A 22,739-nucleotide genomic window follows, 5' to 3' on the forward strand; every position below is an offset into this window, starting at 1 on the left:
TCCCGCGGAAAGCGAGTTATTCCCCGCAGCTCCAACCCATTCAAAAAAAGCCTCGAAACCGAGTCTTCCACAATCCTGCCAGTTTGTTTAGTAACAAACTGGATCGTTATGGAGAGCTCTTGCGCTTTTTATGTAACCGTTATAGAATGAAATTTGGATTCGTTTGTGTTTCGTTGAACATACATAGGGGGAAACGTTAGTGAATATCGTGCAGTTCATCGTGTCAATGTTGTTATTTTTCGTGTTATTCTTCGGAATCTCTTTCTTATTGAATATGATTTTGCGTTCTTCATGGTTGATGGCCTTTGTGTATCCGATCATCGTGCTTTTCATCGTGGATGACTTTTCATGGACAAAGTATTTATCGGCTCCAGGGACAGCATTTCCTACAGTCTTTGAACAATTATCTAACCTAAAGCTTGTGGATATCGTTATCTTAGCAAGTGGATTCGTAGGGACTATAGTGGCTGGGATTGTAATTAAAAAATTACGTAAAAGTGGATATCAAATGTTTTAAAATGGAAAGGCTAACAGCATGTCGTGCTGTTAGCTTTTTTTGATCTTACTAAAAAGGGGATGAAGCCTCGACTGAATAAAAAAATGGGGCTTGGACATGATTACACCTAGAGGTGATTTCATGAACAAGCGGACGAAGTCTATCTTTTTTATTCTCCTGTTCAGCTTTGCTCTTTATAGTACTTTTACAAATGTAACAAACCTATCGCTCTCAGATTTTGACGAATGGATTTCGTCTAAATTCAAAGGGGAAACCTTAGAAGGGGAGACTCTTCTTCAAAAAGATCGAGCTTTTTCTGAGAAAAGCTTAAAAATGAAAAATGCCCCACAGACCTACGTATCGAGTGCGGTCATAGAAGCGGTAGAACTGTTGGAAGAAACGATTGATTTCAGTCAATACCCGAGCCATGAAGTTGTAGCGACAGGTTATACGGCGGGGTATGAATCCACAGGTAAAACCCCGGAGCACCCTGGGTATGGAATTACGTATTCAGGGGTAAATGTGAAGCGGGATTTATATTCTACCATTGCTGCTGATTTAGAAATGTTTCCGTTAGGGACTGTGTTATTTATCCCTGGTTACGGGTATGGAGTGGTTGCAGATATTGGCGGGGCCATCAAAGGAAATAAGCTTGATCTTTATTTTCCAACCGTGAATGATGTTTACAATCAATGGGGGAAGCAAACACTTAATGTTTATGTAGTTGAAGAGGGCAACGGTCAACTGTCAGAAGAAGATTTTAAGAAATTGAATGAGGATGAATCGTTGCAAGTCTTCCGCTCCCAAATGAGCCAATAAAAAATCTCTTCCGTCCCAATGGATTCGGAAGAGATTTTTTATTTTTTAGTAGATCAGGGAATGAAGAAGGAAAGTGAGCAGAATACCTGTCAGCCCCCCGAAGAAAACTTCAATTGGCTGGTGGCCCAACAGTTCTTTTAGTTCTTCTTTCTTTTGATAGCCTTCTTTTTGCTGCCAGCTTTTGGCTTCACTTACGAACCGGTTGAAATCGTTTAGTAAGATATTCAGCATAATGGCTTGTTCACCCGTTTGTCGCCTTACTCCTGTACTGTCGAACATGACGATGATACTGAACACGCAGGCAATCGCAAAAACGGATGAGCCGAACCCTTGTTCAATACCAACACCTGTGGCCAGTGCGGTAACTGCTGCGGAGTGACTGCTGGGCATGCCGCCTGTACTGAAGGCGAGGCTTGTATTCAATTGTCTAGATGCTATGAATTGAATAGGGATTTTAATCACTTGGGCGAAAAGAATAGCAGCGATCGACGCCCAAAGGGGAAAGTTTTGCACTAAATCTAATAGCATGTTGACATCCTTTCTGATCTTCCGGGGAATAGAAATGACAATCTATGTAGTTGTTCATTCATACAATGTAGTATGGGTGAACAAATAAAGTGCATCCATAAGAGTATGGCATGTTCTTTTGTAGCATTTGTATGATGGTGGAGCAAAGTCATTATACCATATGTCCTGGGGAGCGAGATAGTTATATTCATGTTAAGTTAAGATAGAAAAACGGATCTTTTTCCCAAGGAAAATATAGTGAGATTGTGTATACTTGATATGGAGGTGTATCAATATGTTTACTGTAACAAACGAATGGAAAGATACGGGATCGTTACTTGTGGGACTTTTTGAAGATAAAGAAGTGAACACAGATACGATCGACATGGTGAAAGATTCATGTGGAGTCGATCTTGAAGCATACATAAAAGCCGGACATTTGTCTGCGAAAAGTAATAAACTCGATAAGGTTTTAGTCATGAATGAAAAGGAATTGAAGAGCATTTATGTCATGGGTCTTGGATCATCACATGAATTTGAGGAAAACAAGTACCGCAAAACGCTTGGTCGTGTATTTCAAAGCTTAGTTAAAGACGAAGTGTCCTCTGTTACTGTTTTACTCGAGAGTCTTATTCCTAAAGGGAAAGATACAGAACGGTACTCCGCTCTTCTTTCAGAAGCTATGCTGACATCGACGTATCGTCTTCCTTCTTTTAAAACCAACCAAAAAGAACCGGTGGACATCAATGAACTCACTGTTTGGACAAAACAAGAGGAAAAGACGGTCCTTGAAGCTTTAAATAGAGGGCAAGCCTTCGCGGATGGAGTGAACACGGCAAGGTATTTGGTTCATCTGCCTGCGAATGTTTTGACTGCATCTGAAATGGCTGAGTTCGCTACAACGATGGCAGAAGACTATCAGTTTGAATTGAGCATCCTTGAAAAAGAGGATATGGAAGAACTAGGGATGGGAGCTTTACTGGCTGTCAACCAAGGATCAGTAGAACCGCCCAAAATGATAGTACTCAAATATCAAGGCCCTGGAAGAATGGAAAGATGTCACAGCCCTCGTTGGAAAAGGAATTACTTATGACACAGGTGGCTATTCGATTAAGCCCAAAACCGGAATGCCAGGTATGAAAGGTGATATGGGTGGAGCGGCAGCTGTTCTCGGCGCTATGGAAACCATCGGTCAATTGAAGCCGAAAAAGAACGTGATTGCTGTCATTCCATCATCCGACAATATGATTTCAGGAGATGCCTTTAAGCCGGACGATGTGATTACGTCTATGAGCGGGCTGACGATTGAAGTGTTGAATACAGATGCAGAAGGACGTCTTGCCCTTGCTGATGGGGTCACCTACGCTCAGAGCCAGGGGAGCGAATCGAGTGATTGATGTTGCTACTTTGACTGGGGGCGTCGTTACGGCATTAGGTTCCTGGATGACAGGCGCTATGACAAATGATGAACAGCTTTACAAGGATGTTGAAGGGGCAGGGAAATCTGTAGGAGAGCCGATTTGGCTTTTACCTTACAATGATGATTATAAAGCGCAAGTGAGAAAAAGTTCGATTGCTGATCTGAACAACTCACCGACGAGAAAAGCACACCCAATCATGGGTGGAGCATTTGTCGGTGCCTTCGTTGAAAACGTACCGTGGGTCCACTTGGATATTGCAGGCACATCCATAGCGGATGGTCCTCACGATTTGGGTCCTAAAGGTCCGACTGGGGTCATGTCCAAAACGTTAGCTCAATATATTATGAAATAGTTTTAAAACCTCCCGCTTTTGGGGGGGTTTTTTCATGTTTTTATAGTTCCAGACCTCGCACCTCACAGAACACAGCCGTATAACATATAGGGAGGGAGATGAACGGGGAGGCTGGGAGATGTTCCAACTGACATCGTTGTGGCGGAAAATCCGTCCCTCGTCACGCAAGCGCACCATCCTAAAAATGATAAAAAAGAATCTAGGGACTTTCCTTACCGTTCATACGGTGAATGGTGCTTATTTCGGAAAAGTGGAAAGAGTGTGGGGCGAGAACGTTCTTATCAGCATTGGTGACCGAATCTATGTGGTCAAAATCAACGATATAGAGGAAATTGCACCAAAATGAAAGCACCCACTACATTCACTGTAGGGGTGCTTCTTCATTAGTCTTGAATCGCTGCTTCTAGAGCGACTTCGATCATTTCGTTGAATGTTGTTTGGCGTTCTTCTGCCGTCGTTTCTTCCCCTGTAAGGATATGGTCACTTACCGTCAATACCGATAGAGCCTGACGATTGTATTTTGCTGCTAGGGTGTACAGCGCTGTTGTTTCCATTTCTACTGCCAGCACATTGTATTTCGCGAGGAGATTGAAAAGATCCATCGCTTGATCGCGGTAGAAGCTGTCGCTGGTAAAGACGTTACCGACTTTTAGCTTCAACCCTTTATCTGTTCCCGCATCATACGCATTTTTAAGAAGGTTGAAATCAGCTGTCGGTGCAAAGTCAATGCCGCCGAAGACCATACGGTTCATTTGTGAATCGGTTGTGGATGTAGATGCAAGGATGACGTCACGGACTTTAACGTCGCTTTGCAATGCACCGCAGGAACCGACACGGATCAGCTTTTGAACACCGTAGCTTTCCATCAATTCATTAATGTAGATGGAGATGGATGGAACGCCCATGCCTGTTCCCTGCACGGAAATTCTTTCACCTTTATAAGTACCTGTATAACCGTACATGCCTCGTACTTCGTTATAGCATGTCGCATCTTCTAAAAAGTTTTCTGCAATGTATTTCGCTCGTAGCGGATCACCAGGAAGAAGGATCTTGTCTGCAATGTCTCCAGGTTTCGCTCCAATATGTGTTGTCATGGATATGACCTCCTCCATTACTTTTGACTATATAAAATTACCATACCCTTGAATAGAAAACAAATACGAAAAAAAGCGCTGTCATCCTTCCATTTACCCAAAGTACTGCTTCTCTAAATCATCCAGCTGTTTTTTCGCACTCTGGTTGAATTCCGTTTCTCTTCTCACAAGCTTCGTTTTAAGAGCGTCCACCGCTTCCTTCAAAGAGTCTTCGTAGGAGGGGATTTCTCCTTCAAAAGGCTTAACCGCTTCTTTTTGTACATTCGCTTTTTCATTGTAGCTTAAAGCTTTCCGCTGATGGAAAAAGACTTCTTCCGTTTTGCCTGGGTTATGAAGATCCCCTTGCATCGGGTGTTTAACGACGGCGAGTACTTTTACAAGGTAAAAGCGGTTGCGGTCTTCGACGACTTCTCCGATATAAATACCTGTTTTATAATGGGCTTTCACGAATGAACCGTTTGGAAAATCTGACATACACTCACTCCTCTCACTTACTCCTTCTATTGTAACAAAAATTGAAATTGTGAAGATATCGTGAAGCTCTTCATTGGTGAGGTGAATCTTTGATATACTTCTAGTTAGAAGGATGTGTTGCATTATGATGGAATTTCTATACTTTCCTGAAGATAAATCAGAGTATATTCCAGCAATCGTTATGTTAATGCTTTTTATTGTATTTGCCGCGGTAACAATGATTTGGTTCATTAAGATTTCTAAAAAAGAAGAGCAGAAAGTAGACCAAGCCTACAAAGTAGAAGAGCAAACCAATAGAAAAAATGAAAAGCCGCGTTAGGCCCTGGGCCTGACGGGGCTTTTGTTATATTTTTATAAATCGATGGAGATACTATCCATGGAGTATTTCATGGAACGGAGGATTTATATGAGAGTCTTAATCGGTTTATCGATTGCATTAGTGTTCATTCTTGCTGGCTGTTCGGGAGAAGAGCGTTCTCCCTTGAAAACGTCGATCTATAATGCCGACAACGATAAAATAGGCACGGCAACCCTGACAGAGCAGCCGGAAGGGGTAGAAGTCCAATTGAAAGTAGAAGGTCTTGAACCGGGCATGCATGCCGTGCACATCCATGAGTTTCCGAAATGTGAAGCTCCTGATTTCAAAAGTGCCGGAAATCACTTTAATCCCCTTTCTAAAGACCATGGTTTGATGAATCCAAAGGGCGCTCACGTCGGGGACATGCCGAATGTGGAAGCAGACCAGAGTGGTATGGTGGACACTAAACTAATGCTGCCGGAAGCTAAGCTGAAAGAAGGTCAGAAGTCTTTGCTTAGAGATGAGGGGACATCCATCGTGTTGCACAGCGGTCAGGATGATGGCATGACACAACCAGCAGGAGACTCAGGAGATCGTATCGCTTGTGGGAAAATTACTTTAAAAGCAGATGAAGATGAAACCAGTGATCCTACAGAGCCAGATAAGAAGCAGGAAGAATAAAAAAAGTCTCCCACATAGGGAGACTTTTTTTATTGTTCTTGCGCTTTCACAGCGTCAATGATACGGGTGACGCCGTCTTCAATAATCGGTTTCGGGGCGGCTATATTGAGGCGCATGAACCCTTCCCCTTCATCACCGAAAGAAGCACCATCGTTCAAGCCCACTTTCGCTTCTTTTTGCATAAAACGCTTCAACTCTGTTTGGTCCATCTTCAGTTTTCTACAGTCCAGCCATAGAAGGTAGGTGCCTTCTGCTGGAAAAACGCGGATGGAAGATGTTTCGTTGTGGAAGCGGTGAGTGACGTAATCACGATGATTTTTCAGAACATCCATTAATTCTTCTAACCATTCTTCCCCATGTTCATAGGCCGCTTCCATAGCTGTGAGGCCTAATGTATTCAACATCAACATGCCTTGGTTTTTAAAGTAACGATCGACTTTTTTCTTGTTTGATTCATCTGGAATAACGACGTATGAAGCCTGAAGCCCTGCTAGATTAAATGTCTTTGTTGGTGATAAGCATGTGATGGTTTGTTTGGAAGCTTCTTTTGACAAACTTGCTACAGGAACATGGACGTGTCCATGGTAGATCAAATCTGCGTGAATCTCATCTGCAACCACTTTGACATCGTATTTTAAGCAGATGTCCATCATTTTTTGCAACTCTTCTTTTTTCCATACGCGTCCGACAGGATTGTGAGGATTGCAAAGGATGAACATGGAGACGTTGTGATCTTTGATTTTCTTTTCGAAATCAGTGAAATTAATTTCGTACTGCTCTTCGTTCAATTGAAGAGGATTCTGTACTACATGTCTTCCATGATCCTTAATGACGCTATAAAAGGGAGGATAGACAGGAGTCTGAATAATGATATGGTCACCAATTTCCGTGAGCGATTGAATAATCATATGGAGGGATGGAATAACTCCAGGGCTATACGTGATCCACTCTGGATCTATTTTCCATTGATGACGGCTTTCGAGCCAATGAGTGATGCTTGCTTTGACTTTGTCATCGGGAATCGTGTATCCGAAAATTCCGTGTTCTGCTCTTTCTTTTATAGCCTTCGTTACAGCTGATGGAGTCTTGAAGTCCATATCAGCGACCCACATCGGCAGCACTTCTTTATCCTGATAAAGATCTTCCGCCATGTCCCACTTGACGGACCTTGTTCCTTTTCTTGAAACGACTTCTTCAAAATGTTCCATATCGTTTTCCTCCAATACTCCATTTTGTTATCTATCTTACCCGAATCACTCAGTTGAATGAAAATATGTTGTTTGGGTGCAAGGAGTCCATGAATAGCAAATGGTTCATGGTAGGTGCGGGAGAATAATGAGGATACCTTTAATGGAAAAACGTGGATGTTATAGGTGTGTATTTAATAAAAGGCAAAAAAAAAGCAAAGCGAACGTTCGCTCTGCTTACACAGGGGGAATACGAGAAAGTCTTACGTTATTTAATATAACCATCTTTCATAGATTATAAACCTATTTTTTTAATTTTTTTGTTGATTTAAATCATAGAGGAGATTCATTGCGCGAAGGACGTCCTGTTCTGAGAAGTCACGGGCTTTTTTTTAGGAGGAGTTTTGAACGCTTCACGCCAATTTCCTGTATCAGGTTTTGTAATTCTTCATCCATTTCTGATGAGTTTTCCTCATGGTTTTCCAACAATTCAGAGGCAGGGATATCAAGGACCGTTGAAATCTTAAGGATGGTATCTAATTCAGGAATACGTTCGTCAGTTTCATAACTTTCCAGAGTGTGGACCCCAATTCTTGCTTTCATTGCCAGATCTTCCTTTGAGAAGTTCTTCAATTCGCGGTATTTACGGATGTTGTTACCAGTGGACATAAACATACCTCCTCTGTTCTTTCCTATATTATACCACTTTATTGGATGGGAAATTTCAAACGTTTTGAGAAGTTTAAGTTTACTTTGCTAAATGGTCGCTTTTATGGTAAAATCATTTATTGCGTGAAAAGAAGCGAATAATAATTAAATCAGGAGTTGTATAGCATGTCAGATAAGTTTCAAGAAGGTCAAGTATTAGAAGGTAAAGTCACAGGAATTCAGCCATACGGTGCGTTCGTCGCTTTGGACGAACAAGTACAAGGTCTTGTACACATTTCCGAAGTTACTCACGGCTACGTGAAGGATATCAACGAGCACCTATCCGAGGGTGATGAAGTACAAGTTAAAATTTTGAACATTGATGAGAAGAGCAATAAGTATTCTCTTTCTATCCGTGCGACGCAGGAAGCTCCAAAAGCAGCAACACGCCGTCCACGTAAGCAAGCAGCACCTAAACAAGAAGAGTCAACAGCTGGTTTCAACACGCTGAAAGACAAGTTGGAAGATTGGATCAAGCAATCCGACGACCGTGAGAAATTCCGTAAATAAGAAAGATATGAAAAGGATCAGCCCTATAGGGCTGATCCTTTTTTTATGTTGATTCATTTCTTTAAGATTATTCCGCCGGATCGGATGCCGGTGCGTCCTCATGCTCGGCTATCGGTGAAAAATAAAGAGATATGACGATAAGTCCGCTAATACCGACAAGTGTGTAGATGACTCGTGCAAGCCATGCTCCTTGTTCACCACCTCCGAAAAGTCCAGCAACAAGATCGTATTGAAATAAACCAATCAATCCCCAGTTAATCGCTCCAACAATGACTAGAAGAAGTGCTACACGATTTAACCAATTCATTTAAAACACCTCCTTTCCGCAATTCTTTATTAGCTTAAACACAGGGAAAAATATTATACGAATTGCATATCTTTTGAGAATACCTTGGAATTCGGGGATAATATCATCGTACGCTCAGTTTAGAAAGGAGAATTCCATTATGGATGCTTTTACGTTTCATAATCCGACGAAATTGATTTTCGGTAAAGACCAATTGAATCAATTACCTTCCCAGTTACCGACAGGCACTAAAAAAGTGCTCGTTGTATATGGCGGAGGAAGTATAAAGAAGAACGGTGTCTATGACCAAGTGATGAATCAATTGAACGAAGCGGGTGTAGAAGTTCAGGAACTATCTGGTGTAGAACCCAACCCGAAATTGACGACTGTTGAAAAAGGGGTCCAGATTTGTAAAGAAGAGAACATCGATTTCCTTCTTGCTGTAGGTGGAGGAAGTGTCATTGATTGTACAAAAACGATTGCCGCTGGCGCGAATTACGATGGAGCTCCGTGGGATCTCGTTACAAGAAAAGCGAAGCCTGAATCAGCTCTTCCATTCGGAACCGTACTGACCCTGGCAGCTACAGGATCCGAGATGAATGCAGGTGCTGTCATTACAAATTGGGAAACGAACGAAAAATATGGATGGGGAGCAGCGCCACTAACGAACCCGACTTTCTCTATTCTTGATCCCGCCTACACGGTGAGCGTTCCGAAAGATCAAACGATCTATGGAATTGTTGATATGATGACACACTTGTTTGAACAGTACTTCCACAACCCAACACAATCTCCTGTGCAAGATGAGATGGTGGAAGGTGTATTGAGAACTGTCATCGAAACAGCTCCTAAATTGCTTGAAAACCTAGAGTCACTAGAGCATAGAGAAACGATTTTGTATGCTGGTACCGTGGCACTAAATGGTATGCTTCAAATGGGATATCGAGGCGATTGGGCCAGCCATAACATCGAACACGCAGTATCTGCTGTTTATGATATTCCACACGCAGGCGGACTCGCCATTCTATTCCCGAACTGGATGAAACACAACATGGAGGTCAATGAACAACGTTTTGCGCGTTTGGCTACAAAGGTATTCGGTGTTAATCCAGAAGGAAAAGCGGATAAAGAAGTCGCTGAAGAGGGCATCAAAGCTCTACGTTCTTTCTGGAGTTCAATTGGAGCTCCTGAAACATTGGCTGATTACGATATTGGTGACGACAAATTCGATGTCATCGTCGACCGTGCAATGAAACGAGGACCATTCGGAAACTTCAATCAATTGCATGAAGAAGACGTCCAGAAAATCTTGGAGATGTCCAAATAAAATATGTGAAAATCGGAGGGGTTCCCCTCCGATTTTTTTATCCATTTATTCAGCTAAATGGCAGGATTGTGTAAGACTCAATTTCGAGATGTTTGTGTGCGTGTAGGGGCTCCGGGAAACCGTTCGCTTTCCATGGGGCGGGCGGTGAGCCTCCTCGGACTTCGTCCTGCGGGGTCTCACCTGTCCCACACGTCCCATAGGAGTCTCACCGTTTCCCTCCGCCCCTTGGCCGTATGAGTGTCTCGAAACCACCTCTAGAATATGCAGTTGGGAGTATAAGGATAAAACTCCCATGCCCAGGTATTTGAATCTTGGGAGCTTGATACAGGGCGCTTTATGCTTATAACAGTAGTATAGTGGATGACAATCCAAATGGGTAAAGGGGTTCGTTTCTCACATTCATCGAATGGGGTGGTTGGGAAGCTGCGAGACTCCCGCGGGAATGGATTGGCTGGCGAGACCCCACAGAGCGGAGCTCGAGGAGGCTTGCCGTCATCCCCGCAGGAAAGCGAGCGGCTTTCCAACCACCCCTAACGCTCATTATGGCAACGAACCACGGAAACATCTCGAAACTGAGTCTTCAACTGAAGGAAGCGTTTGTTGAGTTGGTTGGTTATTCTTGGATAAGTAATATTCCAATATTTTTACAGATGTATGAAAGTTTTGTATGTATCCGTTTACAATTTCGGGATGGCTTGATTTGAAGGTAAGGTTTCGATAAAGTGAAATTGGTCAAGCAAAAAATGACGATTTGGAGGGTCATAAATGACACATGTTCGTTTTGATTACGAAAAAGCTTTACCTTTCTTTGGTGAGCATGAACTAGAATACATGCAAGGAGCTGTATCTCTTGCACATAAATCCCTGCACGAAAAAACAGGAGCAGGAAATGACTTCTTAGGGTGGTTGGAACTACCAGAAGCTTACGATAAAGAGGAATTTGCGCGTATTAAAAAATCCGCTGAAAAGATTAAATCAGACTCTGATGTCTTGCTAGTTATCGGAATCGGTGGATCATACTTAGGGGCACGTGCTGCGCTTGAAATGTTGAACCATAGTTTTTATAATGAGTTGTCTTCTGATGACAGAAACACTCCTCAAGTGTTCTTCGTTGGTAACAGCATCAGTGCACCATATATGAATGAACTTTTTGATGTACTTAAAGACAAAGATGTTTCCATTAATGTGATCTCTAAGAGTGGAACGACAACAGAACCGGCTATTGCTTTCCGTATCTTCCGTAAGTTCCTTGAAGAGAAGTATGGCGTAGACGAAGCGCGTAAACGTATCTATGCAACAACTGACAAAAATAAAGGGGCCCTTAAGACACTGGCTAGTGAACAAGGCTACGAGTCCTTCGTGGTACCTGATGATGTAGGCGGTCGTTATTCTGTTTTGACTGCGGTTGGTCTTCTTCCTATTGCTGCAAGCGGAATCGATATTGATGAAATGATGAAAGGTGCACAAGCAGCTCAAAGTGAGTTGAGCACGGATAAGCTTTCTGAAAACCCTGCGTATCAATACGCGGCTGTCAGAAACGTCCTTTATAACAAAGGAAAAACGATTGAAATGCTTGTGAACTATGAACCATCTCTTCAATATTTTGCTGAGTGGTGGAAGCAATTGTTCGGAGAGAGTGAAGGAAAAGACCAAAAAGGAATTTTCCCTGCTTCTGCAAACTTCTCCACGGACTTGCATTCTCTTGGTCAATACGTGCAGGAAGGACGTCGAGACCTGTTTGAAACGGTATTGAACGTAGAAACGCCATCTTCAGACATTACGATTGAGGAAGACAGCCAGAACTTGGACGGCCTCAATTACCTTGCTGGAGCAACAGTGGACGAGGTAAATGAAAAAGCTTACCTTGGTACTATGCTTGCACACACAGATGGGGATGTGCCGAACTTGATCTTGCACCTGCCTAAACGCGATGCATTTACATTTGGATATCTCGTGTACTTCTTCGAAAAAGCATGTGCCATTAGTGGTTATCTATTGGGTGTAAATCCATTCGACCAGCCAGGTGTAGAGGCATACAAAGTCAACATGTTTGCTCTACTTGGTAAGCCTGGATTTGAAAAAGAAAAAGAAGAACTTGAAAATCGCTTGAAATAAAAAAGAAAAGCTCAGGTCATCCAGAAAATGGATGACCTGAGCTTTTTTTGTTTGGGCATAGTAAGGAATAAAGGAGTGATGACAGTGATTCCATTATCTTCACCAATTACAGGGCAAGTGTACACATATAATGATGTAGAAAGTGAACTGAAGGCTATCGGCTTTAAACTTTCCGATAATTGGGATTATGAGCATGGGTACTTTGATTACAAAATTGACGACCATGTAGGTTACCAGTTCATTCGTCTTCCGTTCGTCGTAACTTCAGGCTCTTTAGATGCCCCTGGCGATTATGCCATGATTGAAATGAAAGAACCGTTTCTGCTATCTCATAAATATAATCCAGGACTTGATGATAACGTTAAAGAAGGGAACTTCCGTGCTATTTTCGATCAGTTCCAGGAGCCGGTGGATAAAGATGCCTCTTTTCCTGAAGAACACATCAATAAGGGAAGAGAGCTGCTTGCTCAAGTTGAACAAGTGTTACTTTCGAAGGGGTGAAAAAACGACAAGGACATCCCCTTCTTCCAATACAATATCGGGGTGAAGGTCGAAGGAGAGATCTTCGCCTTTTTTTATGCCGATAATTTGATAATGTTCTTTCAAGTAATGTTCGAAAGCTTTGAGCATAGGTTTTCCAATGAGCTCACCACGAATTATTTCTTCATGAAATTGGCGTTCCGTCAACAAGTCAAGAAGAAGCTCAAAAGGTTTGACCGGATCGTTACGATAGAGCTCCTGGTAAAAGAGGCTGCTCATAAAGTCATTAGAACGAATAATGGTATTGGCGCCTGCCCGTTCTGCATTGATTTTTTGTTTTTCAGTCAGTACTTCCGCGATGATGAACAACCCTGGATGGTGTCCTTTAAGCGAGACAATTTGATGAATGACCGTCTGATCCGACTGTTCTTCTTCCATGGATGGATCAGCGGTTATGATTGCCATTCTCGCTTCACTTACATTGGCTTGTTCGAGCGTTTCTTCATTCGTGGCACTTCCGTTAATGAAATGAACACTGGATAAACGCTGATAAAATTGGTTCATCGTCCGGTCGATCAGAACGATTCTTTCTTGCAGGTTTTGTTCTTCAAGCATGTCCAGCAAGTGACGGGTCCTTTCATTCCATCCAACAAGAATCAGGTGACCGTTTCCTCTGTAGGGTACTTTTCCTTCTGTTAAGTCCGTTTCATGTTTCACTGTAGATGCTGAAAGTGTCGCCATATAGAAGGTTACGAGGCCTCCACCTGACAGAATCAGAAGAATCGCTATGATTTTCCCTGTTGCACTTAACGGGACATAATCACCATAACCGACGGTGGCACCTGTCACAAATGCCCACCAGAGACCATCAAAGAAAGTAGGGAAGTTCTGCGGCTCAATGATATGAATGATCAACCCGAATAATGACATGGTAAACAAAACGGTAGTCAATAACCGCAAAAACAGCGGCATTTGGAAGTATAGGCGGATTAAGGATTGCATGACATATGCCCCTTTTTTATCCTCAGTATGGCTGTTCTGGTCTATATTCAAACATAAAAGGACTTCCTTACATAGTAAGGAAATCCTTTTGGAAATGGGGTTATGAAATTTTTTCTTTCAAATCTTTATAGACACAAGACCAGAAGTCTCGGTTATCGCGATAAGCCTTTGTAATGAACGTAAGCATTTCCTTACGTTTTTCGTTAAAATCGTCAGCATCATGATCTGGGAGATTCGCTAATGAATCATCGATATATGCTTGGATTTCTGGAGCGCGTGGTCCCCAAGTTCCCACTTCATTCCCTTTGGTGTCGATGAAAATAATTTTAGGGATGGATCTAGATTGTCCGTTTGTCAAATATTGATCCATCAACTCTAGATTTTCATCACGCAAAAGGAAGTGAACGGGAATATGTCCCTGCTCTGCAATTTTTAAGAAAATCGGCAGGTTCAGCATCGCATCACCACACCAGTCCTCTGTAAGAACTAGGGCACGTAATTTCTTGCTTTGTACTTTTTCGAATAAGGGCTGATCTTCAACGGGGACCGGGAAGTTTTCATATATATAGATGAAGTCTTTCTGGTGTGTTTGCATGTGATCGACGTAGGTCTGGGCTGTCATTCCTCTGTTAAACCAGTTTTCTAAGTTCATTCCAATTCCTCCTCTACAAACTCCGTACAAGACCATGTTCCCTCATTAGGGTCAGAATAAGCGTCTAATTATAATGGGATTCCTCTTTTTTGGTATGATAAAAGAAAAGGGGGATGATTATGAAAAAAGAACGATTGGACTTTTTGATGGAATTGCTAAACACACCTTCACCATCCAGCATGGAAATGGAAATACAAAAAAGATGGATTAAAGAGATGCGACCATATGCTGATGAAATCAAAACCGATCATGCCGGGAATGCCATCGCTGTATTGAACCCGGAAGCAGAATTCAAAATCCTGTTAGCTGGGCACTGTGATGAAATTGCTCTCGTCATCAACCGTATTGATGAGCAAGGTTATCTTCATTTTGACAAAATGGGAGGCATTAACCCGAAAGCAGCCGTAGGAATGAAGGTTAACATCCTTGGCTATGAAAAGGAACTGACAGGGGTTATTGGAGTGAACGCTCAACACCATGGTGGATTGAAAGGGGACTTCGGTTTAGACGATCTTTTTATTGACTGTGGAGCAAAGACGAAAGAAGAGATGGAGCAATTTGTCCAAATTGGTGACCTTGCTGTTTATAAAAGAGAGCCGGAACTGTTAATGGATCGATACATAGCCGGACGTGGTCTGGATAACCGTACAGGACAATTCATTGTGGGGGAAGTATTGAGAAGGCTTTCTAAAGAAAATATTCAAGTGGGAGTCTATGCGGCAAGCACTGTTAATGAAGAGACCAACATGGGGGGAGCTTATTTCGCTGCGGCAGGCATTGAACCAACGATGGCGATTGCATGTGACGTGACGTTTGCTACCGATTATCCCGGGGTTAACAAAAATAAACACGGGGACGTACGATTAGACGGGGGACCTGTACTGGCAAAAGGAGCCCCGATCAACCGGAAGATTAACAAGCTTCTAGAGAATACAGCGAAAACTCTTGAAATGGATGTGCAGTATGAGCTGACACCTAGAATGACTGGGACGGATGCCGATAAGATGAGACTTACCGGAAAAGGTGTTCCAGTCAGCCTCGTTTCCCTGCCGCTCCGTTATATGCATTCTCCTGTAGAAACTGTAAGTGTTCAGGACATCGAAGAAGAGATCACCTTGATGGTAGAAATGATTAAGAATATGACAGGGAACGAAAGTTTGAATCCGCTAGAAGAATAATCCTTTAAGCACCGAGGGGTCTCCTCGGTGTTTTGTTTATTTAAAGCATAATTGGAGAGAATAGCAGATATAATCTTCTATATTAAGGAGTGATCTGCATGGATCGGGAAGTGCTGCATCAACAAATTTTGACGTTGAAAGGGAAGATTTGTGCCGGACAGCTACAATTGCATGGGTATGATGAATACATTCTCATGCAGCTTGATAAGGTAAAAGATTGCGAAGATGGTCTCGTCGATGTATCTACTGTTTCTTCAACTCTCCGTCTTTTTATAGATGCTACAGAAAAAATGCAGTCTCCATCGGCATGAAGAATAACCACAAGGTGCAATCATGCGCCATGTGGTTATTTTTTTCTTAACATTCTACGCTACTATTAAGGGAAGGCAGTCAAGAAGGTGACGGGTTAAATCAGTAGATAGACCCATCGAATTTGTTATAGATTTTAAACGATACAGGTGACGTTTTAGTTTCACAAAAGAACAGAAAACAATCAGTCACAGAACATTCTACTTGCGCTATCCCGGCGTTTTGTATAAAATAAATTTACAATAATATATCGATTCCATCTTCGGGGCAGGGTGCAATTCCCGACCGACGGTAAGAAGAATTTTGATTCTTCAAGTCCGTGACCCGTATGGTTCGGCCATGCGGTGGACCCGGTGAAAGTCCGGGACCGACAGTTAAAGTCTGGATGGGAGAAGATGTCGAACGGAACTGGTAGATTAAACACTACCTCTATTTCCTATGGACACGACTACCCTTAGCCCTAAGTGCTACAGGGTTATTTTTATGTGTTTTTATAGGCCGTTTACCTTCATCTGGGATGTGAATCGATGAAAAGATGAAGGAGGAGATCGATGATGAACTCATACACGGGGCAATCATCAAAACTGCAAAAGTTAGTCATTTTAGCGTTACTTGGTACAATATCTATGGTGTTAATGTTTTTGAAATTTCCACTTCCTTTTTTACCCCCTTATTTAAAAGTGGACTTTAGTGACATTCCTGCACTTCTAGCTGCGATTTTATTTTCACCACTCGCAGGTATTGTGGTGGAAGCGTTGAAAAATGGCCTATATATGATTTTTACAGGAGTTTCTGATCCCATTGGAGTCGTTGCGAACTTCTTTGCCGGAGTCCTTTTTGTTGTTCCGGTTGCCATTATCTATCGAAAAGGAAAAACGATGAAGTCACTCATTTTAGGTTTGGTTTTTGGTTCCCTCTTTATGGCAGTAACGATGAGCGTACTCAATTATTTCCTTATCCTTCCTGCATACAGCTGGTTTATGGGCTGGGAGACAATGAGTACAGATGTGAAATGGATGACGATAGTAGCGGGTATTCTTCCATTTAATGTAATTAAAGGAGCCATCGCTGGATCCTTGTTTATCATGTTATTCGTGAAGATGAAGGACTGGATCGAACAAAAAAGTGTACGGCAGTCAGCCGCATAAAGAAAGCGAGGGGAATAAACCCCTCGCTTTCTTTTAATTATTTTTTTCTTTTTCAATTTCTTCCACTTTATAACGAGCTGTCGGCATAGCTTCCAAACGCTCAATTGGAATGGGTTCACCTGACTTTTCACTCAAACCATAACGTCCTTCTTCCATACGCTGCAGGGCGTCTTCTACTTCCATTAATTTTTCTCGCGCCTGCTCATAAAATGTTTGTTCTTTCGCTCTCTCAAATTGATCCGTTCCCTGGTCGCCAGGATGGTCAGCCACGCTCGATATTTCACCGGTTCGGTCGTTCTCATAATCTTCTTTCGCTTGATCTTCTTTGTATTCTTCCATTTGTGCTTCTGCTTCTTCCTTCATTTCTAAAAGACGGTCTTTGAATTTTTGTTTTTGATTATCATTCAACATGCTAAACGTGACTCCTTTCAATTAGACAATTCGGTTATTTTTTGGGGACAACCCCTACCGTGCATCGGGATATACACAACAACTCATCAGCTTCATTGACAATTTGTATTTCCCATACCATTGTATTTTTGCCGATATGAGCAGGAGTCGCTGTTCCCTTTACATATCCATCGCGGGCACTTTTTATATGGTTGGCATTGATTTCTATACCAAAAACTTGTTGTTGATCAGGGTCAATGTTCAAAAATGCCCCGATGCTCGCAGCGCTTTCGGCTAATGCCACACTTGCTCCTCCATGGAGAAAACCCATAGGCTGATGGGTACGGTGGTCGACAGGCATACGAATTTGTACCTTTGCTGCGTCTGCCGTCAGAACTTCCATCCCAAGTGCTTCCATCAATGTATTCTTCATCATAGATTTGTTCATTTTCATCCCGTCCTTTTTGTATTATTCCCATTGTAAAAATGGTCAAACCTTCATGTTACATACTGAAATTATAAATGACTTGTTCCACAATCTGTCAGGATTATGGAAGACTCAGTGTCGGGACTATTGTTGAGTGGATGGGGGCTGCGGGTAATAGCTCGCTTTCCGCGGGAGCGCGGTGAGCCTCCTCGGACTGCGTCCTGTGGGGTCTCATCAAGCACTTTTTTCCCGCAGGAGTCTCGCCATTCCCCTCCGCCCTTTTTACAAGTAAGATTCTCGAAATCACTACTTGTAAGATCACCTTGTATGGTTATGGGAAGTGAATCATATAAACTCTACTCAATGGACATTTAGAAAACGTAAATGCTTGATACAAAGCACTTTATGCCTGCCTATGTGGGGAAAATTGGAACCTTACTTATAAGTTTAGGGGTTCTATAATCCACCTTCCACAATCGGGAGCTTTAGTGAAAATAAAAAAGGATGGTGGGGACCATCCTTTTTTTGTTGCTCCTGATGTGTTTTTTCTGGTTCTCTCTTTTAGGAAAGAGGGAAGTTAAGGTGTAATAGTAAGGATAGACCTAGGAGAAAACCATAAATGGTGTTCGTCTGGGCCGTCGCTTTCATCGCAGGCATCATTTCGAGAGGTTGAGTTTTTCCTATAAATCCCTGAATGGCTTTTGTTGCTTTTATTACACTAAAGAAGGTAATGGATGACCATAAAGGCAGTGTACCCAGAATGATTAACACACCTGTCCAGATAAAGGCTACTAGGAAAAGTGAACCGATGAAAACGATAGATCCTTTGTGGCCGAAAAGAATAGCCAGCGTTTTTCTCCCGTTTTCGGCATCACCGACGCGGTCCCTGATGTTGTTGGCTAATAGGATGGTACCGACAAAGATAGCCACAGGAACAGAAACGATGATTACTTCAGCCGTAATCGAAAGAGTTTGAATGAAGTAACTGATTCCAATAATGATCGTTCCCATGAAAAAACCTGCTGTTATTTCACCAAATGGAGTATAGGCGATCGGTAATGGCCCTCCAGTGTAAAGATAGCCGAACAGCATGGAAATCAATCCGATTACAGCTATCCACCAGCTTGAAGAAGCACAAATATAAACGCCTAGTAATCCTGCAAGTATAAAGAAAAGATAGGCTAACGAAAGTACGGTCTTAGGGTTGATTCCGTCACGGACAATGGTCCCTCCGATACCGACCGAATTTTCATTATCTAAGCCTCGCTTGTAATCATAATACTCATTAAACATATTGGTGGCGGCTTGAATGAGGATAGAGGCGAGCAACATGGCTGCAAATAACCAGAAGTTGATCGATTGTTCCATAGCAGCAAGCATTGTCCCTACGAAAACAGGGACAAAGGCAGCCGTCAGTGTGTGTGGTCGCAGCAAACGCCACCATACTTGGAAACCTTCACGTTCATTCAAGGAAGCTTTTAGGTTTTGGTTTTGAACAGAGCTCATTGGTGTTCTCTCCCTTGTCACTATACTCTTGTTATGATAACAGTTTAATTTTAGGGAAACCGTCCTGGAGTGTCAATCAATGTAAGAAAATGTTGGTTTTAAAGTAAGATTCCTTGAGTCAAGAGAAAAAAGAGAATAAAATAGAGAGTGATGCATGCACACAAGAGCATTCATTTGGTGTGTGTGGAGAGAGTAGATAACGTCCCTTAAAGAATGGGAGGAATATATATGCTTCATACGAAGGCCCCTCATATAGAAGAAATGGTAGGGGAAGCTCTTCAGAAAGCACATCATCTTGGGGAACCTCTGTTTATTAGTATTGTTGAACATATAGATGAACAAAATCCCTTTCAATTTTTTGAAACGGGTCAGAATATTGATCACCATCGTTCGTTTTGGCAGAGTGCTGAAAATGATTTGACCATGGTCGGAATAGGGAAGGCCAGTCAATTGTATGCAAAAAGCAAACAACGGTTTCGTGAAGTCCAATCCCTGTGGAATCATTTACAGGAAAATGCGATGTTGCATGATGATTATAATAAAAAAGGAACAGGAATGGTGGCTCTTGGCGGGTTCAGTTTTGACCCTGAACAAAAAGAAGATACACCATGGGAGTCTTTTCCTGATAGTCAAATGACGATTCCTGCTTTTCTGCTTACGAAAGTAGATGGAGAAACTTATTTAACCATCAATGCCCTGATTTTTCCTGAAGATCATCAGCAGCAGATCGCTACTCAAATACAAGAACACCGTGACTTTCTTCTTAAAGAAGGAGAGGTGGCCGGTTCGCTACCTGACATTGAGAAGACTTTTGAGGTAGCTCCTGAAGCTTGGAAAGAATCGGTTAAAAAAGCCACAGAAGACATTACAGCAGGGTTAATGGAGAAAGTCGTCCTGGCAAGAGAGCTCCGTGTCACATTCAAAGAGGATGTGCACATCACCGCTGTTTTGAAAGCTTTGGCTGATAGTCAGCCAAACAGCTATATCTTCTGTTACGAAAGTGAAGGGGACTACTTTATTGGTGCAACCCCTGAGAGGCTTGCGAAAGTGGTAGACAGAGAACTAGTATCCACATGTCTTGCAGGGACGGTTCCTCGTGGTAGGACCGAACAGGAGGATCTGAAGCTTGGGGAGGAATTGCTTGGAGATCCGAAAAATCGTCAAGAGCATCAATTTGTAGTGGAAATGATTAAAGAGGCGGTAGAAGCATGCAGCAGCCAAGTAGAAGTGCCAAATGGACCTGTCCTTTATCCGCTCCGGAACTTGCAGCATTTGTACACACCAGTGAAAGCTGTATTAGATCAAGGATACACATTGCTTGATGTGATTGAAAAGCTCCATCCGACTCCGGCTCTTGGTGGGATGCCTCAGCAGGTTTCCGTCGAGTATATTCGTGCACATGAAACCTTGAATAGAGGCTGGTATGCTGGACCGATTGGTTGGTTTGATGCACAGGATAACGGTGAGTTTGCTGTAGCGATTCGTTCCGCTCTCATTCAGCAAAAGGAAGCTTCATTATTCGCTGGGTGTGGAGTAGTCGAAGATTCCGACCCTGAAGCGGAATATGCTGAAACAGCTGTTAAATTGAAACCGATGATGGATGTATTGGGAGGATCTGAATGGGACATGTAGAAGCTTTATCGAAATATGTCACTCATTTTGTAGACCAACTCGTGTTCTCAGGTGTCGATCATGTCGTCATATCACCAGGTTCCAGGTCTACTCCATTAGCCATGACTTTTGCTGAGCATTCCGAGGTGAATCACTGGGTTCACCTTGATGAACGCTCAGCTGCTTTTTTTGCTCTGGGGATAGCGAAGCAAGAACAAAAGCCGGTAGCGCTCGTTTGCACCTCGGGAACCGCAGCTGCGAATTATTATCCGGCTATTGTCGAGGCTTTTTATAGTCGGGTACCCCTAGTGGTGTTGACCGCTGACAGGCCGCATGAATTAAGGGAAGTCGGGGCCCCTCAAGCCATCAATCAAATACAAATGTACGGCAGTTATGTTAGATGGTATCAGGATCTTGCATTACCAGAAGAAAACAACTTTCACTATGCGAGACAACAGGCAGCGAGAGCGATGGAAGAAGCGATTGCCGGGCAAGGTCCTGTGCATTTGAATATTCCATTTCGTGAACCATTAATTCCAGACTTCGAGTTGGCAGAGGCATGGCGCGGCGGCACCCAGCCGATTCCGAGAGCTCAGAGAGGGAAGTTAGCGATGCCTGATGATCAGGTGAAGCAATTATTTGAACGTCTGGCTCAGGGAGAGAAGGGTTTACTGGTCGTTGGGCCACAAGCGGATTCCCGTTTAGCTGAGGCCGTCACACATCTTGCCTCCTGTCTTGGAGTTCCTGTATTTGCCGATCCTTTATCACAGCTTCGTACAGGGAGTCACGATAAAAGAAATATCATTGAAAATTATGATGCTCTGCTGAAGTCTCCCTCGATTAAAGGTCAAGTCGTGCCCGATTACATCGTACGGTTCGGAGCCATGCCTGTTTCCAAAGCATACTTAAAATGGATCAAGGAATATAAAGACCAGATCGATCATTATGTTGTGGACGATCAACAGGAATTTCGTGAGCCTGCGGGCATTGGGGCGACATTCGTTTGGAGTGAGCCCGTAACATTATGTGAAAGCTTGGCCAGTTTTATGCCTGACGGGAATGTAGAGACATCATGGCTTTCAAGGTGGCAGCAGATGAATGTTTTAGCGAAGAATGAAATGCTGCTCGAACCAGAGCCTTCCCTCAATGAAGGTCATGCGGTCGTTTATTTGGCAGAAACGATTCCTGACCATTCAAATTTATTTGTGGGCAACAGCATGCCGATCAGGGATGTCGACAGTTTCTTCATGTCTTCACCTAAAAATGTCCAGCTGATGGCGAATAGAGGAGCAAATGGGATCGATGGTGTGGTTAGTACAGCAATCGGAACAGCAGCTACAGGCAAACACACAACGCTTCTGTTAGGGGATATTTCATTTTTCCATGATTTAAACGGACTATGGATGGCAAAGAATAAGGGGATCCCGTTGACCATCGTTGTTATTAACAATGACGGAGGGGGGATATTTTCTTACCTGCCTCAATCCAAACATCCGGATCACTTTGAAGAGCTCTTCGGCACTCCTTTAGGTTTGGATCTCGCACCTGTTATCAGCATGTATGGAGGCAAACACAGGCAGGTGACGACTTGGGAGTCTTATAAACGTGCCTTAGCAGAAAGTTATGCAGATCCAGGGCTGAACGTCGTCGAAGTGATGACAAGTCGTGACGACCATGTAGCGTTTCACAGAGAGCGTTGGTCGAATGTAGAAAAAGCGGTTTTGGATTGGAGCGAAAGTTTATGAAAATGAAGGTGAACGG

25 protein-coding genes, 1 pseudogene and 1 riboswitch are annotated in these 22,739 nt (G+C 42.9%); of the genes and pseudogenes, 15 read left to right on the plus strand and 11 right to left on the minus strand.

Annotated features, from left to right (window positions below; translation table 11 throughout):
* The first annotated feature begins 199 nt into the window (after positions 1-199).
* Positions 200-517: a YuiB family protein gene (locus LC065_RS09820; RefSeq protein ID WP_226591797.1), complete on the plus strand. Its 318-nt coding sequence runs from the start codon at positions 200-202 to the stop codon at positions 515-517.
* Positions 518-613: 96 nt separating this feature from the next.
* Positions 614-1,315 carry a 3D domain-containing protein gene (locus LC065_RS09825; RefSeq protein WP_226591795.1) on the plus strand — a complete coding sequence of 234 codons (702 nt, stop codon included), beginning with the start codon at positions 614-616 and terminating at the stop codon, positions 1,313-1,315.
* Between the two features lie 45 nt (positions 1,316-1,360).
* On the opposite strand, the gene LC065_RS09830 is transcribed toward LC065_RS09825, so the two are convergent.
* Positions 1,361-1,843, minus strand: a complete 483-nt coding sequence (locus LC065_RS09830; RefSeq protein WP_089654136.1) for a divergent PAP2 family protein — start codon at positions 1,841-1,843, stop codon at positions 1,361-1,363.
* A gap of 274 nt (positions 1,844-2,117) precedes the next feature.
* Between LC065_RS09830 and LC065_RS09835 the strand changes: the two are divergent.
* Positions 2,118-3,595: pseudogene (locus LC065_RS09835) on the plus strand (leucyl aminopeptidase).
* 118 nt (positions 3,596-3,713) lie between these two features.
* Positions 3,714-3,941, plus strand: coding sequence for a hypothetical protein (locus LC065_RS09840; RefSeq protein WP_226591791.1), 228 nt, complete (start codon positions 3,714-3,716; stop codon positions 3,939-3,941).
* A 37-nt stretch (positions 3,942-3,978) separates the two neighbouring features.
* Here the strand turns inward: LC065_RS09840 and deoD are convergent, their stop codons facing one another.
* Together deoD and LC065_RS09850 are read right to left on the minus strand one after the other, a co-directional pair.
* Positions 3,979-4,689: a purine-nucleoside phosphorylase gene (gene deoD / locus LC065_RS09845; RefSeq protein ID WP_226591789.1), complete on the minus strand. Its 711-nt coding sequence runs from the start codon at positions 4,687-4,689 to the stop codon at positions 3,979-3,981.
* A gap of 93 nt (positions 4,690-4,782) precedes the next feature.
* Positions 4,783-5,163 carry a kinase-associated lipoprotein KapB gene (locus LC065_RS09850; RefSeq protein ID WP_226591787.1) on the minus strand — a complete coding sequence of 127 codons (381 nt, stop codon included), beginning with the start codon at positions 5,161-5,163 and terminating at the stop codon, positions 4,783-4,785.
* A gap of 124 nt (positions 5,164-5,287) precedes the next feature.
* On the opposite strand from LC065_RS09850, the gene LC065_RS09855 reads away from it, so the two are divergent.
* Together LC065_RS09855 and LC065_RS09860 are read left to right on the plus strand one after the other, a co-directional pair.
* On the plus strand, positions 5,288-5,482 hold the full coding sequence (locus tag LC065_RS09855) for a hypothetical protein (protein WP_226591785.1): 195 nt from the start codon (positions 5,288-5,290) through the stop codon (positions 5,480-5,482).
* 87 nt (positions 5,483-5,569) lie between these two features.
* Positions 5,570-6,142 carry a superoxide dismutase family protein gene (locus LC065_RS09860; RefSeq protein WP_226591783.1) on the plus strand — a complete coding sequence of 191 codons (573 nt, stop codon included), beginning with the start codon at positions 5,570-5,572 and terminating at the stop codon, positions 6,140-6,142.
* A 29-nt stretch (positions 6,143-6,171) separates the two neighbouring features.
* Here LC065_RS09860 and LC065_RS09865 read toward each other — a convergent pair whose 3' ends face one another.
* Together LC065_RS09865 and LC065_RS09870 are read right to left on the minus strand one after the other, a co-directional pair.
* Positions 6,172-7,350: a MalY/PatB family protein gene (locus tag LC065_RS09865; protein WP_226591781.1), complete on the minus strand. Its 1,179-nt coding sequence runs from the start codon at positions 7,348-7,350 to the stop codon at positions 6,172-6,174.
* Positions 7,351-7,707: 357 nt separating this feature from the next.
* Entirely contained in the window at positions 7,708-7,998 is a 291-nt protein-coding gene (locus LC065_RS09870; protein ID WP_371933322.1) for a helix-turn-helix domain-containing protein, read from the minus strand.
* Between the two features lie 165 nt (positions 7,999-8,163).
* Here LC065_RS09870 and yugI point away from each other — a divergent pair, with 165 nt between their 5' ends.
* Complete coding sequence (gene yugI, locus LC065_RS09875) at positions 8,164-8,547, plus strand: S1 domain-containing post-transcriptional regulator GSP13 (protein WP_146816654.1); 384 nt, start codon at positions 8,164-8,166, stop codon at positions 8,545-8,547.
* A 67-nt stretch (positions 8,548-8,614) separates the two neighbouring features.
* Here the strand turns inward: yugI and LC065_RS09880 are convergent, their stop codons facing one another.
* Positions 8,615-8,854: a DUF378 domain-containing protein gene (locus tag LC065_RS09880; protein WP_226591777.1), complete on the minus strand. Its 240-nt coding sequence runs from the start codon at positions 8,852-8,854 to the stop codon at positions 8,615-8,617.
* A 139-nt stretch (positions 8,855-8,993) separates the two neighbouring features.
* Between LC065_RS09880 and LC065_RS09885 the strand changes: the two genes are divergently transcribed.
* The 3 genes from LC065_RS09885 to LC065_RS09895 all read left to right on the plus strand — a co-directional run bounded on the left by LC065_RS09885 (position 8,994) and on the right by LC065_RS09895 (position 12,776).
* The gene (locus tag LC065_RS09885; RefSeq protein ID WP_226591775.1) at positions 8,994-10,160 is read left to right on the plus strand and encodes an iron-containing alcohol dehydrogenase; all 1,167 of its coding nucleotides are present in this window, start codon (positions 8,994-8,996) and stop codon (positions 10,158-10,160) included.
* 765 nt (positions 10,161-10,925) lie between these two features.
* Positions 10,926-12,275: a glucose-6-phosphate isomerase gene (locus LC065_RS09890; RefSeq protein ID WP_226591773.1), complete on the plus strand. Its 1,350-nt coding sequence runs from the start codon at positions 10,926-10,928 to the stop codon at positions 12,273-12,275.
* Between the two features lie 84 nt (positions 12,276-12,359).
* Positions 12,360-12,776, plus strand: a complete 417-nt coding sequence (locus LC065_RS09895) for a YugN-like family protein (RefSeq protein WP_226591771.1) — start codon at positions 12,360-12,362, stop codon at positions 12,774-12,776.
* On the opposite strand, the gene LC065_RS09900 is transcribed toward LC065_RS09895, so the two are convergent.
* Both LC065_RS09900 and LC065_RS09905 read right to left on the minus strand, forming a co-directional pair.
* Entirely contained in the window at positions 12,759-13,757 is a 999-nt protein-coding gene (locus LC065_RS09900; protein ID WP_226591769.1) for a potassium channel family protein, read from the minus strand. The two genes, LC065_RS09895 and LC065_RS09900, sit on opposite strands and share 18 nt — an antisense overlap.
* A 100-nt stretch (positions 13,758-13,857) precedes the next feature.
* Positions 13,858-14,409 carry a thioredoxin family protein gene (locus tag LC065_RS09905; protein ID WP_226591767.1) on the minus strand — a complete coding sequence of 184 codons (552 nt, stop codon included), beginning with the start codon at positions 14,407-14,409 and terminating at the stop codon, positions 13,858-13,860.
* Positions 14,410-14,528: 119 nt separating this feature from the next.
* Here LC065_RS09905 and LC065_RS09910 point away from each other — a divergent pair, with 119 nt between their 5' ends.
* The 3 genes from LC065_RS09910 (at position 14,529) to LC065_RS09920 (ending at position 17,044) form a co-directional block, all read left to right on the plus strand.
* A complete protein-coding gene (locus tag LC065_RS09910) occupies positions 14,529-15,587 on the plus strand; it encodes a M20/M25/M40 family metallo-hydrolase (RefSeq protein WP_226591765.1) in 1,059 nt (352 codons plus the stop codon).
* Positions 15,588-15,685: 98 nt separating this feature from the next.
* Complete coding sequence (locus LC065_RS09915) at positions 15,686-15,898, plus strand: hypothetical protein (protein WP_226591762.1); 213 nt, start codon at positions 15,686-15,688, stop codon at positions 15,896-15,898.
* Positions 15,899-16,150: 252 nt separating this feature from the next.
* A riboswitch (FMN riboswitch) is annotated at positions 16,151-16,297 on the plus strand.
* Between the two features lie 153 nt (positions 16,298-16,450).
* Positions 16,451-17,044, plus strand: coding sequence for an ECF transporter S component (locus LC065_RS09920; RefSeq protein ID WP_226592787.1), 594 nt, complete (start codon positions 16,451-16,453; stop codon positions 17,042-17,044).
* Between the two features lie 33 nt (positions 17,045-17,077).
* Here LC065_RS09920 and LC065_RS09925 read toward each other — a convergent pair whose 3' ends face one another.
* From LC065_RS09925 to LC065_RS09935, 3 genes are all read right to left on the minus strand, one after another.
* Entirely contained in the window at positions 17,078-17,455 is a 378-nt protein-coding gene (locus tag LC065_RS09925; RefSeq protein WP_226591760.1) for a TraR/DksA C4-type zinc finger protein, read from the minus strand.
* Between the two features lie 34 nt (positions 17,456-17,489).
* On the minus strand, positions 17,490-17,882 hold the full coding sequence (locus LC065_RS09930) for a hotdog fold thioesterase (protein WP_226591758.1): 393 nt from the start codon (positions 17,880-17,882) through the stop codon (positions 17,490-17,492).
* A gap of 540 nt (positions 17,883-18,422) precedes the next feature.
* A complete protein-coding gene (locus LC065_RS09935; protein WP_226591756.1) occupies positions 18,423-19,367 on the minus strand; it encodes a 1,4-dihydroxy-2-naphthoate polyprenyltransferase in 945 nt (314 codons plus the stop codon).
* Between the two features lie 228 nt (positions 19,368-19,595).
* Between LC065_RS09935 and LC065_RS09940 the strand changes: the two genes are divergently transcribed.
* The gene (locus LC065_RS09940) at positions 19,596-20,999 is read left to right on the plus strand and encodes an isochorismate synthase (protein ID WP_226591754.1); all 1,404 of its coding nucleotides are present in this window, start codon (positions 19,596-19,598) and stop codon (positions 20,997-20,999) included.
* Entirely contained in the window at positions 20,987-22,723 is a 1,737-nt protein-coding gene (gene menD / locus LC065_RS09945; protein WP_226591752.1) for a 2-succinyl-5-enolpyruvyl-6-hydroxy-3-cyclohexene-1-carboxylic-acid synthase, read from the plus strand. Before LC065_RS09940 ends, menD begins: the two co-directional genes overlap by 13 nt.
* The last annotated feature ends 16 nt before the right edge of the window (positions 22,724-22,739 follow it).

Source organism: Halobacillus litoralis (genome assembly GCF_020524085.2).
Lineage (GTDB): Bacteria > Bacillota > Bacilli > Bacillales > Halobacillaceae > Halobacillus > Halobacillus litoralis_E.